The organism is Novipirellula herctigrandis (genome assembly GCA_007859835.1).
Classification (GTDB): domain Bacteria; phylum Planctomycetota; class Planctomycetia; order Pirellulales; family Pirellulaceae; genus Novipirellula_A; species Novipirellula_A herctigrandis.
Genome location: SJPJ01000001.1, coordinates 4361792 through 4375312, shown reverse-complemented (window position 1 = coordinate 4375312; position 13521 = coordinate 4361792). Strand labels below are relative to the sequence as shown.

The following is a 13521-nucleotide window of genomic DNA, read 5'->3' as shown; positions in this document are numbered from 1 at the left end:
AAGCAGCGAATCATTGGCAACGTAAAGGCTGAACCGCAGCCTATCCACGTCACTCAAGCTCATATTCTTCGTATTCCTCGTCCGCTTCTTCGTATCCACCCTCTTTGTCATCTTCTGCGGACTCCTCGGAACCCTCTGGTTCAAAGCCCTGCATCTTTTGCCATTGGTCCATCGTCATGATCACCTCGCGCGACTTGGACCCATTATATTCGCCGACAATCCCATCTTCGGCCATGAAGTCAATCAAGCGGGCTGCTCGTCCGTAACCGATTCCTAGGCATCGCTGTAACATCGATAGTGAACCGCGTCCTTCACGAATCACCACTTCTATCGCACTTTCATAAAGTTCATCACGGTTCTTGATTTCCCCGACCTTTGATCCATCGCCTTCACCTTCTACATCGACTTTCAAACTCATCAACTCATTGACGAAATTCTGCTCTCCCATACCGCAATGATCGACGACGGCATCGATCTCATCATCCGACAAGTACGTTCCCTGACCACGAATTAACGTACTTGTTCCGGGCCATAGGAACAGCATATCTCCGTTACCAAGCAATTTGTCGGCGCCGTTTTCATCAAGAACCACGCGGCTGTCTGTCTTACTCGCTACTTGGAAGCTCAAGCGTGCCGGCAAGTTACTTTTGATCAAACCGGTGATCACGTCGACCGTTGGTTTTTGAGTCGCAAGGATCAAATGGATTCCGACCGCACGACTTTTTTGGGCCAATCGAATAATATGCGTTTCAACCTCTTTACCAGCGGTCATCATCAAGTCTGCCATTTCGTCCGCGACGATGACAATGAACGGCAATTTGTCAGGCACTGCTTCAGCATCATCACCCTCTTCGATCTCCAATCGACGCAGCACCTCTTCGCGTCCTAGATCGTTGTAGCTGTTGATATGCCGAACACCGGCCTTCGCCAATAGCGAATAGCGTTCCTCCATCTTGTCGACAGCCCATGCCAATATCGCTTCGGCCTTCTTCATATCGGTGATCACCGGATGCATCAAATGCGGTAATCTTCCGTACCCACTCAACTCGACCATTTTGGGGTCGATCATCAGCATCCGGACTTCATCAGGTCGGCACATCATCAAAATCGAAGTGATGATCGCATTCAAACAAACCGACTTACCGGTACCGGTACGACCGGCGATCAACAGGTGAGGCATCTTCTCGAGCCCGACCACCATCGGATTGCCCGAAACGTCCTTGCCAAGAAACACGGGGATCTTTGCTTTCGATTTGCTCATGTCCGATTCTTCGATCACGTCACGCAGTCGGACCACTTGTCGGATCTCATTTGGCACCTCGATACCGACCGTGTTCTTGCCTGGAATCGGGGCTACGATTCGAACGCTTGGAACACGCAGCGCGATAGCCAAGTCATCCGCCAATGCACTGATTTTGTTCAGACGAAGCCCTGCTTCCAGTTCAATCTCATACTGGGCGATCACCGGTCCAAGGGTGATGTTTGACACGCGAACGTTACACCCAAAGCTGCAAATTGTTTTCTGTAACAAATCTGCTTTTCGCTCCGCCTCGGCTTCAAGTTCACCGTAGTCGAATCCATCACTACTTTCCAAGAGCGTGAGACTTGGCAACCGATAATCCATGACACTCGCATCACTCTTATCACGCACGGCGTTATCGAGCTCTTCTCGCAAATTAATCTTGCGAGGTGAATTGATTTTCGGTCTTTGAATTTCGTGACTCTCGTCTCCACGCAGCGAAACGGTTTCTTCGTCGATTTCAATATCGCGTAGCAAAGGCTCTTCGACTTCTTCCTCTTCTTCCCATTCTTCTTCGCCTTCCTCTTCGATTTCTTTTTCGGTTTCGGTTTTGCCGGTGTCGGCTTTGCCGGTGACTGCCGCAGCAAGCTTATTGGCCGCTGCCATACCTGCAGCAGCTAATCCTGTGGAAGCAACTTCACCGACATCCTCCGTCTCGCTTTCTTCCGCCGGTGGTTCTGGTTTGCGGCGCGGACGTTGGACGCGAAACTTCGGTTTTCGGTCGTTCCAAAACTCGCTCGGTGTTTCGCCGGCCGCTGGCGTCTCCGATGAAGTTTCTGTTTCCGTGGTCGCGTCGCCATCGATCCGAATGGGTTCTTCTAAGTCCGTAAATGGTTGCCGACGGCGACGCACCGATATCGGGATTGCCTTGGCCGCTCGCTGCATCCCATTGCGTGAAGCTGTGGCACCGCGACGCATGATCGCGCGACCTGCGTACACCAAAGCGTAATCCGTTGTTAGCAGCAAACCGACAGCCAAAACGGTCATCGAAAGAATCCAAGCACCCGCCGGCGCAAAATGTTCTAACAAGAACGTCGAGCCCATCGCTCCTAAGTAACCGCCATTGCCAACCACGGGCATGCCCTCAATCTCCGCCGGTAATAGACCCGCTGCGGTTGCAGCCCCAAGGATCACGATCGTCCCGCCAAGTGATCGCAGTACGGGGGCATTAAGCTTGCCACGATGCAACAGAGCCGTCGCAACCCCGCCCACCGCCGCAATTAGCAATGCACTTGATAACCCTAAGGCATCGAACAATGCTGATGAAATCAAGGCGCCCCAATAGCCGCACGCATTGGTCACGGTCGAGTTGGCCGGATAGACCGAATTGTTCGGTGAGTAAATTTCGCTGACAGGCCAAATCGGCTCTTCGATCGGGTCGGCGGGACTACGCGTGACGATCGAAATGACGGCGATCAATGTCATTGCGACGAGAACGATCGCGACCACATCACGAACTAAGTTCGCCTCGCGAGCGTTATCACCAGATGGGGCAGCAGCAGTACTCGACATTGGACGCGCAAAACGGATGCAGAAAAACGGATAATTGGCTATCCACTCGTATCGACACCCCAATGCGTCGCCATCCAACTTCCGCAATCTCGACCCTCGCAATCGCTACAACCGGACCGATGGTGCCGGTCCTAGCGATGATTAGACCGTTTCAACGGCCCCTACCGGCGCGACAAAATCGCATTCATGATCGGTGGCGAAACGCGATCACCATAAACCAGTGCCTTTCCGGCAAGGCTGCAAATCACCTCGCTACGACGCGCTTCAATCGATGCAAGCGTCGTCCGGGCTACCCGTATCGGTGGCCAACTACCGATGCTTTTCGAATCATTCCCCGCATCGGTCTCGATCAACTTTTCAAAAAACTCGCTTCGCGTGGTGCTTGGGCTCACCAATGTCACTTGAATTCCATCACCGGCCAGTTCTGCTCGCAACGAATCGCTCCATCCATGTAGCGCAAACTTGCTCGCACAATACTCGCTCTTATCCGGAACTGCACGATGCCCCAACACGCTGCTAATGTTGCAAATCACCGCTGCCCGACCAAGGCGAAGCGAAGGGATCATCACACGAGTCAATTCCGCGGGTGCAAAGAAGTTGACTTCCATAACACGTCGAAGTCGATCAGGCGAAGCGTTCGCAAACGGACCAATCGCGCCGATCCCTGCATTGTTCACAAGTAAATCGACACGAGATTCATTGACTCCGTTGGCAACCTCGACGATTTGGTTGCGGACGACTTGATCGGTAATGTCACCCGTAACTGGAATAAAGTGTCCAATGCTCTCTCGCGATTCCAGTTCCGTCAGCCGATCCGCACGTCGCGCCACCCCCACCACGGTCGCACCGCGGTCGATAAGCAATTCGCACAAACAGCGTCCGATACCGCTACTTGCACCGGTGACAACCGTGACAGCCCCATTCGCTTTCCAACGCATTTTCATTGCTCGCTTTGACCTGAAAGTTCCTGCCATCCACCTGTCGCGGGCGCCTTGAAGAAACCTTCTACTTCGGCGAGAGCAGGCGGCGGACGATTCTCGTTCAATGCGTCCACATTATCACAGCATGGGAACATGAAATGGACCACTTCGTCCTATGGGACCACGCGGTTCGGATGACATCCCGCTCACGCCAATCGGTGACGCATAATCCGCTCGATCGTTCGCCCCAAATAGCTTATGCCACTTCGCTTGGCAAACCATCGTTAGCATGATGCGATCCCGGTGTTGGTCGAATAGCAGCGGCGTCACGACGGATGGGGCCCATCGCGCCGGCAGGAATCCGGGCGTGAATCGTCACCATTTGCTCGCCATATTGACGCGACAAGACTTCTGCTTTCGATTCCAAATAGGCTAACAACTTTCCATCGCCAGGAAGAACATCGACTTCGATATCATAGAACTCGCGACCGAGAGCCTCACCCACCGCTTCCTCTAGCGACACAAATCCTTTTTTGCTTTTCGCACTCACAGGAACCGCATTCGGGTAACGATCCAAAACCCGGTTCAACACCGAAGGATTGTCGATCGCATCGATTTTATTCAGAACCAGCAGCGTGTCTTTTTCTTCAATTCCTAACTCTTGAAGCACTTTGTAGACCGCACTAATTTGATCGAATACCGTCGGACTACTTGCGTCGGCAACATGCAGCAACAAATCGGCCTGACGAGTTTCTTCAAGCGTCGACTTAAAACTTGCGACCAGCGTGTGAGGCAGGTCACGAATAAAACCAACCGTGTCACTTAATAAGACCATACCCCAGTTTGGGATTTGCCACCGCCGCGTCCGTGTGTCGAGAGTCGCAAAGAGTTTATCTTTTGCCAGCACCTTCGCGTCGGTCAACGCATTCATCAACGTGCTCTTGCCGGCATTGGTATAGCCGACGATCGAAACCGTGGGAGCTTCCTTACGCGCGGCCACTTGTTGTTCACGACGACGCTCGACTTTTGCAAGTTCTTGCTTTAAATCAAAAATTCGCTTTTGCGCCAAACGACGGTCAACTTCCAATTGCTTCTCCCCAGGCCCACGCATACCCACTCCCATCGCTTGACGCGACAAGTGAGTCCACATGCGTTTAAGTCGCGGAAGCGAATATTCAAGCTGTGCCAATTCGATCGCCAAGCGGGCTTCGTGAGTACGGGCACCTGCCGCAAAAATATCCAGAATCAACTCCGTTCGGTCCAACACTTTGGCATTGACCGCTTTCTCAAGATTTCGCACTTGGCCAGGCGACAAGTCGTTGTCAAAAATAACCACATCGGCATCGTAACGCTCGACTATCAAGCGAAGCTCTTCCACTTTTCCTTTCCCGAGAAAAGTGGACGTTTCGGGACGAGACCGCCGTTGAATCAGTTCGTCGCAAACTTCGATTCCCGCGGTAATCGCCAATCCGTGTAATTCCTCGAGCGGGTCGGCCTCGACGGTTTGGTCGGGAAGAATCAGCCGAGCCAAGATGCTTCGCTCGGGCGAATCATCTCGAAGTTGGTGTTGATCTCGCACGATTAAAAGAGCTGCCTCCGAATAAAGTGAACGGGTTTATACACGTTCATTATAGTCATTCGTTGACAAAATCGAAGGGCCACTTATTAGGCACTCGAAGCAAGTCCGTTGTCCCATTTAGGTGCCATAGGCCCATCCCAACCCGATCTTTCGCAAGAATATCGCCGAAATGCTTCGCAAAAGCGTGGGGTTAGGTTCTAGCACTGTGTGAACGGCGGATTAGGCCGGACGATGGATTTTTTTTGGGCTATCGCATCCACAAAAGCGAATTGCTTACAAGTCATTCTTTAGGGCACCGGAATCGCGTCTAAGATCATGCTAACAACATCTTCGGAAGTTTTTTCTTCCGCCTCCGCTTCGTAAGTGACCATCACTCGGTGCCGAAGCACGTCCATCGCGATCGCTTTAACATCTTGCGGCAAAACGAATGCACGTTGATTCAAAAAAGCGTTCGCTTTGGCTGCCAATGTCAAATCAATCGTCGCTCTTGGTGACGCTCCAAATTGAATCCAAGGCCCAATTGACAATCCATAGGCCTCGCATTTTCGCGATGCCATGACAAGATCGACGATGTACTCTGCGATTTGTTGATCCACAAACACCGCATCAACCAATTCGCGAGCGGCAATGATTTCATCGGTCGTCGTGACCGATTGAATATCCACCGATGGCCGACTTCGTGACATCCGGCTGAGAATGACCAATTCTTCATCGCGTGTCGGATAATCGACTACGACCTTCATCATGAACCGGTCCATTTGCGCTTCCGGCAACGGATACGTCCCTTCTTGTTCAATCGGGTTCTGCGTCGCCATGACCAAAAACGGATCAGGCAACCGGAAGGTTTCGCCACCGATCGTGACTTGGCGTTCCTGCATCGCTTCGAGCAGTGCACTTTGCACCTTTGCCGGGGCACGATTGATTTCGTCGGCCAGAATCAAGTTGGCAAAGATCGGACCTTTTTGAACCACAAATGCCTGTTGCTGCGGTCGATAAACTTGCGTACCGATCAAATCGGCTGGCAATAAATCGGGCGTGAACTGCAATCGTTGAAAATCGGCATCGATCGCTTTGGCGAGCGTTGCAACCGCCGTCGTTTTTGCCAACCCCGGGACCCCCTCGATGAGCAAATGCCGTCCCGTCAATAGACCGATGAGCAGTCGGTGAACCAACACATCCTGGCCAACCAGCGTTTTAGCAATTTCATGGACCAATCGCTGCATCGGCTCACTATGGGCCGCGATCTGAGCTGTCAAATCAGGATTTGGCAAATTTGGTTCATTCATGGATGGAGGTTTCTGAATTGAAAGGAGAACGTCGGTCACAATATCGATTATCTTGTGTAATGAGGAGCTTCTCTTCAAGCCAACTACATCCGTTATCGCGGAAGTTGATGTTATCAGCACCCGATTCTAGCGACCAACGGGGAGCGGGCGAACGCAATCCGAGCGGTAGCTCGCTTCGCCTGCGGTCGTACCGCACTACGATCACAATCAAGCAATCGTTCTTCTCCTTTCTCCGAAAACCAACCCAGCCATCAACGACAACCATGAACCTCACGCTCGCGATCAAACCCAGCCTCCTACGACGACTTTCCGTTGCCTTTTTTCTTGGCATGGCTTTCTTTCTTGGCACGCTCGAGAACGGCTTGCCTGTGTCCGGAGCGGACTTGGCACCGGTCAAGTTGATCTTTGACACTGACATTGGCAACGATGTCGATGATGTGCTCGCTCTTGGAATGATCCATGCTCTACAAACGCGAGGCGAATGCGAATTGCTTTGTGTCACCATCACAAAAGACAACGATCAAGCGGCCCCCTTTACCGATGCCGTCAACACATTTTATGGACGCGGCAATATCCCCATCGGCGTCTGCCGCAGCGGCGTGACACCTGATGCGGGAAGATTCATCCCACTCGCATCGATCAAAGACGATGACCAATACCGATACCCTCACGACTTGGTTTCCGGCAAAGACGCGTCCGATGCGGTAACCGTCCTACGGCAAACGCTCGCAGCGGCTTCCGACAACTCGATCGTGATTGCCCAAGTCGGCTTTTCCACTAACCTCGCAAACTTGCTTAGATCCGAACCCGATTCGATCAGTGACCTTGGTGGAATTGAATTAGTCAAACAGAAAGTCAAGTTGCTTTCGATGATGGCCGGTGCATTCCAACAGATCACGCGTGCGTCGGGCCCACCCTATGACCACAAAGAATATAACGTGATCAAAGATATCGCTGCCGCCCAGCGGATAGCCACCCAGTGGCCCACACCGGTCCTTTGGAGCGGATTCGAGATTGGACTTGCACTTCCCTATCCACACCAAAGTATCGAGAGAGACTTTCGGTATGTTGATCACCATCTGTTGTCAGAAGCCTATATCGCCTACAACCCGCCGCCGCACGATCGACCGACGTGGGATTTGACCAGTGTACTGCAAGTGATTCGCCCCACCCGCGGCTATTTCGACTTATCACTCAAAGGGACCGTGACCGTTGCCGACGACGGACTGACAACGTTTGTTCAAAATGGAAACGGCAAGCACCAAATATTAAAAATCAGCGAAGAGCAAAAAGCCCGCACAACCGAAGCGTTGATGCTGTTATCGAGCCAACCACCAAAGTAGTCTTTTCAAATTAAAATCTCACGATGCTCGAAGAACCGTCTACCGATGCGAATCCTTACTCGCCTCCCCATCAGGTCGAAAAAGAGCCTTCGGAATCGCAACCTTCCCAATCGGAGCTTTTGATTTCCGGTTCAGCGACACCCACGGAAATCGCTCGTGTTCTCAACAAACCGATTCAAGGGACGATTATCATCATCGGCGGTTCGATTGTGGTAAGCAGCATCCTATTAGCCGTCCTTTTTTCGTATCCCTATACGCTTGGCGATCTATTGGTTTGGTCCTTGGGTGCTGGGGTCGCTATAGGGGTGACGTACGCGGTCTTTGCCGATTCCTCCGGATCGATCCGTGCCAAGCGAATCCTCAAACGTGCACCTTGGTTATGTGATCCAGTGCGAGGTTCCTGCAAGGGCAACGCAATGCATATAGAATACCCCACGATCGGCCTGTGGACAACGTTGGTTTCCGGACGCAGTGAAATATGGACGTGCGGTTATTCCGACAATATTTGGGGAAATCCAATTGTGTTGACAGACAACCAATTCGAAGCCCCGCTGTGGTGGCAACGCGTTACGTATTCGCGCCGAAGCCAGTTACGGGTCGATGCACCAACCATTCCCGACGGGGCATTTAATGTGACGGCATGTCGCCTCGGTTCATGGACACAGTCCATCCTTTCAGGCAATTCGCGGCATTGGACCACGATCGCAAAAATGGTGTCTGGCGGCATAGCACTGGGAATTGGTGGATGGATGCTTTATTTCGCTTGGGATCTGTATCGATCGATCACATGGACTCCGTATTGGACCAATTATTACAACCGCGTTGCTCCGTGGTACTGGATCTTCGGTTGCCTGTTGACTTTTGCGGGAATCATCCTTGCCGGACCACCAATCATGGGAATGTGGTTAAACCGAGCGGCAGCCAAGTTTCGCGGTGGTATCGTTGACCAAGCATCGATGATTATGACCGATGCGTTTCTGTTTCTCCGGCATGACAATGCAGCGATACGTTGCCAATGGTCACATATTAAGGATGTCAATATCAATCGACATGGATTGGGATTTCGTTTCCAAAACAACCATCGCTTCTTGGTTCCTCGCATCGCGTTCGCCAACGAAAGCGAATTCCAAACGGCCTGCGTCCGTGCTAAGGCTTCCGTTAAATCCGCTTAGCCGACTTCGCAAAAGTGACTATCCAAGTCAACCAACGTCTCTAATCTTGCCAGCGTGATCCCAAGTAGCTGTTTTCGGCTATCCCACGGGGTTTGATTTTCTGACGGCGATCTTTTTTTGCCCCTAATTGCAGTACGTGCGTTTGATCGTAAGAGCGAATTTCGTCCCCTCATGGCTTGCTGCTGGTCAATGAGCCCCAGCGCTCTGTGATAGCGAATCGTCTTTCGTCTGCGGTGCAGGAGCCACCACCGTCCGCCGTTGTCTCTTGGAAAAACCGCGTAGGATCCGTCCTTATGCGGCGCGGTCATGTTGCAGTGCTCACAACCGGATTTGCCGGCCTGTTGTGGCAGCCCGTCCGGCAACGCCGCCACGCTGGAAAGACGGACGTAATTTTTTCTCCCGAATCGTGATTTTTGGCCTGCGCCACTAGCAGAGATTTATTCCCTCATCATCATTCGCACCGCTGTTGAAAACGCCAATTCGCTTCGATTGATTGCGGCTTGGCAGCAAGGGTCCGGATACTTCATCTCGGACAATTTCTGTTCACAATTTTAGTACTGGAGTTAACCATCAAGGATGGATAGCTCGCTTGCTTTGCTCAGCACCACCGGCTCGCTTGTCGGCCTCGGATTGCTCGAATCGTATTTTCACCGCCGGCAACTTGCTGCGATTGCAACGCGGATTCATGTTAATGGAACACGTGGTAAGTCCTCAGTCACTCGATTGATTGCCGCAGGCCTACGTGCATCGGGAACTCATACTTGTGCAAAGACCACTGGAACGCTGGCAAGAATGATCTTGCCTGACGGGGCGGAGTACCCGGTATTTCGCCCAGCCCGCGCGAACGTGATCGAACAAATTCGGATCGTTCGAGCTGCAGCCGTGATGGAATCCAAAGCACTGGTGATCGAGTGCATGACGCTGATTCCCTACTTGCAATGGCTGTGCGAGTTTAAGTGGGTTGACGCCACCCACAGCGTGATCACCGACGCTAGGGAAGACCATTTGGACGTGATGGGGCCTTGGGAAAAGGATGTTGTATGGACGTTGCTAGGAATGGTTCCCAAGGACGGCAAACTCTATACCGCCGAACAACGTCACTTGGACGCGTTTCGAAAAGTCTGCGATGACCGCAAGACCGAGTTAATTACGGTGGGTGACGAGGAAGTCAAAGGAATTCCACCTTTGGAAATGGCACAATTTTCTTATATCGAGCATGAAGAGAACGTTGCGTTTGCACTGCGAATCTTGAGCGATCTTGGCGTGGATCGATCGACCGCGCTTCAAGGGATGTGGTCAGCCAATCCCGACCCAGGAATCATGACCGTTGCAGAGCTTAACTTCTTTGGCCGTGAAATCACCTTTGTCAACGGATTTGCTGCGAACGACCCAGAGTCGACGGAGAGAATCTGGAACATGGCATGCGACCGTTTTCCGGATGTGACTAAGCGAGTGATGATCTTCAATTGTCGATTTGATCGACCAGACCGTTCGAAACAATTGGCCGAATGTTGTGCAAAACTAACGTCGACCAACCCCAACATGGCTGCGGTCGTGGTGGACATGCTTAAAGCAGCAGGCGTAGGGAAAGGTGACTTGGTCGCGGTTGGCTACAGCGGTTCGTTTCCAGGAATGAACGTCTCCGTTTTAGCTGCGTTAAACACAATTGGTGCCAGGCCAATTATCTTGGCAAACGAGCCTACAAACCGGTACTCAATCGATCGGCGTCCCGTCGTTTTTTAGAAATCGACTCCATCATGACTCGATTCATGCGCCAAGATATTCCCGTGATCCACTTGGTTGAAATGGATCAAATCGCTGTAAAGTACGGCATGCATCTCAAACCGCAACAACAATTGGCGGTGGGCGAAGGTGGCGTTTTCAAGCAAACGCGTCGGAGCCGACTATGGATGCTAATCGTTCTATTCTCGATCCGCGGGTCGTTGCGAGTATTCTTACTGACGGACTTTGGGCATCGCTTTATGAAGGGGGCCGGTCCACGCAAAGGAAGCGGGCAACCGGAACCGATGGTTTAGGTACAAAAGGTGGAATGGGCTGCCAAATTTTGCTTCTGTAACCCGCTGTGCACTGACCAATGATCGGTGCACTGCACAATGATCGGTGCGCTGCACAATGATCGGTGCGCTGCACAATGGTCTTGCGCAGGGATTCCGAAAACAATCACTGAAACGTGCTCGAAGCACTATTGGTCCACAGGATCCGATACAATTGGGATGTACCCATCATCCGCCGCATCCCCAATTCCTCGAGGCCAATCATGTCGAACGTCCCCCCGGCCAGTGATCCTTTTTCAGTTCCACCGTCCCCTCAGGTTCAACCCCGGTCTTCTAGCTCCGCAACCATTTGGATCATTCTTGGCGTTGTCGGAGTGATGATGTTATTTTGCGGCGGAATTCTCGTCGCACTTTTGCTGCCGGCGATCGGTGCCGCACGCCAAGCCGCACAACGAATGCAACGCTCGAACAATGCAAAGCAAGTCGCTTTGGCGATTCACAATTATCACTCTGCGTACAAGCAATTACCGTTTACGACCAACACCAACATGGCAGGCGAAGAAACAATCGGTTGGCGAATCGCTGTCTCGCCTTTCACCGAAGGTCAACGTCAATGGGAAATGATTGACTCGACCCAACCTTGGGACAGCCCAACGAACCTAGCCATTTCCACCGACCCGCCGATGGCCTTTCAGGCAATGAAGGGAAACCCAGGTGAAACAGGAGTTTTCGCCATTGTTTCCGAGGAATCCATGTTCCCACCGACGGCCGACACCAAAGTCCGATTCCGCGACGTGCTCGATGGATTGTCCAACACAGTGATGATGATTGAACTCCCCAATCGCACCGCGGTGTGGTCCTCAACACAAGACATGACACCGGACGAAGCATTTGCGGCGATCAGCGAGCTCGATGGTGCTGAAGCCGGTCACCTCATCATGGCGGATGGTTCCGTACGAGCGGTAACCAATTCGCTCGACCGTACCACATTCGACGCCTTGGTGACGCGTGAGGGCAGTGAAACGATAGGGCCAAATTTCTAGGATCCGTATCTGACCGCGACTTACGTATAGCGAACACCTTGATGTTCCGGCTCAAAGAAGACAGGCAACATCCCGTCGGCTCGAAGCAATCCTTCGCGGGTCAGCCGAATCGTGTTGCCGTCGATCTCCACTAGGCCCTCGTCGACGTAGGCGTCCCACGGCCCGCGCCAATGGTCGAGAATATTGACGCCGAATTTGTTTTGGAAGTAGTCCACTTCAAGATGGCCTCGCTTCAGTAACAGGATCATTTCGCGGACCAATCGTTGATGATCCGTTGGGACGAACCCTCGCCCGAGCGGCAAGTTGCCCGATTCGACCGTCGATAGATATTGCTCTAACTCCGCCACATTCTGATAGTGCACGCCGCTTGCATGACCAAAGCTGGCAATTCCCGTCGCCAACAAATCGGCTCCTTGCCACAGGTTATCACGGTACGAAAAATTCACTTTGTTCGGATCTTTGACGACCGTGTAGGCGCTGCTGACACGGTAGCCGGCGGCAAGGAATTCGTTGAACGCATAGTCAACCCAGGCTCGTTTAGTATCCCAATCCGCAACGGGACTTTCCACTTGATTGCCGAGGATATCTTTGCTGTAAACGGTGTTAAAGGGCAATTCCATCTGATAAATCGTGACACTCTCAGGTGACAGTTCAAGCGTCCGCCGGACGTTCTCTTTCCAATTGTCCCATGTCTCGCCGACCATCCCGGAAATCAAGTCGATATTAACGTTCGGGAAATTGGCTTCGGTAATCCAATCCCATGCGGCGAAGACTTGCTTACTTAAGTGAGCCCGTCCGTTTTCTTCGAGGATCTTATCGGAAAAGTTTTCAATGCCCAAACTGATGCGTGTCACGCCCAAAACGTCTCGAAGTGATTTGACTTTCGTTTCGCTCAGCGTGCCTGGTTCGCATTCAAACGTGACCTCTTCGGCTCCGTCCCATGAAATGTGCTCGCGCAACCGATCGGCAAGTTTCGTGAGTTGCTTGGGGGACAAGAAGCTTGGTGTACCGCCGCCAAAATAAACAAACCGAAATGGTCGATCGCCCATGACAGCCAATTTGCTAACCATTGAAATCTCGCTGCAAAGTGCGTCGACATATCGCTGGACTTCGGCGGCATTCACATCCGTGAACACTTTGAAGTAACAGAACTTGCAGCGTTTTCGGCAAAACGGGATGTGTAAATAGAGGCCAAGCGGTGTCTCTTGCTTTGGCGGGCTGTCGAGCGCCTCGTGAACCGCAGGCAATTGATCCTTGTTCCACTGGCTGTAGGGCGGGTAGTTTGAAATGAAGTAACTACCGACGTTGGTTTTCTTATCGCTTGCAGCCGAGGACATAGGAGTCATCTGGG

At 52.2% G+C, this 13521-nt stretch carries 10 protein-coding genes; 5 read left to right on the top strand and 5 right to left on the bottom strand.

Annotated elements, in window-relative coordinates; genetic code table 11:
* Positions 1-49: 49 nt before the first annotated feature.
* From CA13_RS16235 to CA13_RS16220, 4 genes are all read right to left on the bottom strand, one after another.
* Positions 50-2812, bottom strand: a complete 2763-nt coding sequence (locus CA13_RS16235) for a DNA translocase FtsK (RefSeq protein ID WP_146398331.1) — start codon at positions 2810-2812, stop codon at positions 50-52.
* A gap of 161 nt (positions 2813-2973) precedes the next feature.
* Positions 2974-3750: an SDR family NAD(P)-dependent oxidoreductase gene (locus CA13_RS16230; protein WP_146398329.1), complete on the bottom strand. Its 777-nt coding sequence runs from the start codon at positions 3748-3750 to the stop codon at positions 2974-2976.
* Positions 3751-3988: 238 nt separating this feature from the next.
* Positions 3989-5311, bottom strand: a complete 1323-nt coding sequence (gene hflX / locus CA13_RS16225) for a GTPase HflX (protein ID WP_146398327.1) — start codon at positions 5309-5311, stop codon at positions 3989-3991.
* A gap of 287 nt (positions 5312-5598) precedes the next feature.
* Positions 5599-6597, bottom strand: coding sequence for an AAA family ATPase (locus CA13_RS16220; protein WP_146398325.1), 999 nt, complete (start codon positions 6595-6597; stop codon positions 5599-5601).
* A 329-nt stretch (positions 6598-6926) separates the two neighbouring features.
* Here CA13_RS16220 and CA13_RS16215 point away from each other — a divergent pair, with 329 nt between their 5' ends.
* The 5 genes from CA13_RS16215 to CA13_RS16195 all read left to right on the top strand — a co-directional run bounded on the left by CA13_RS16215 (position 6927) and on the right by CA13_RS16195 (position 12170).
* Positions 6927-7940, top strand: coding sequence for a nucleoside hydrolase (locus tag CA13_RS16215; protein WP_146403711.1), 1014 nt, complete (start codon positions 6927-6929; stop codon positions 7938-7940).
* Positions 7941-7963: 23 nt separating this feature from the next.
* Complete coding sequence (locus CA13_RS16210; protein ID WP_146398323.1) at positions 7964-9112, top strand: hypothetical protein; 1149 nt, start codon at positions 7964-7966, stop codon at positions 9110-9112.
* 576 nt (positions 9113-9688) lie between these two features.
* The gene (gene pgsB, locus CA13_RS16205) at positions 9689-10855 is read left to right on the top strand and encodes a poly-gamma-glutamate synthase PgsB (protein ID WP_419194443.1); all 1167 of its coding nucleotides are present in this window, start codon (positions 9689-9691) and stop codon (positions 10853-10855) included.
* A gap of 14 nt (positions 10856-10869) precedes the next feature.
* Positions 10870-11148, top strand: coding sequence for a hypothetical protein (locus CA13_RS16200; RefSeq protein WP_146398321.1), 279 nt, complete (start codon positions 10870-10872; stop codon positions 11146-11148).
* 242 nt (positions 11149-11390) lie between these two features.
* Positions 11391-12170: a DUF1559 family PulG-like putative transporter gene (locus CA13_RS16195; RefSeq protein ID WP_146398319.1), complete on the top strand. Its 780-nt coding sequence runs from the start codon at positions 11391-11393 to the stop codon at positions 12168-12170.
* Positions 12171-12190: 20 nt separating this feature from the next.
* Here CA13_RS16195 and CA13_RS16190 read toward each other — a convergent pair whose 3' ends face one another.
* Positions 12191-13507 carry a coproporphyrinogen-III oxidase family protein gene (locus tag CA13_RS16190; RefSeq protein ID WP_146398317.1) on the bottom strand — a complete coding sequence of 439 codons (1317 nt, stop codon included), beginning with the start codon at positions 13505-13507 and terminating at the stop codon, positions 12191-12193.
* Positions 13508-13521 lie beyond the last annotated feature (14 nt).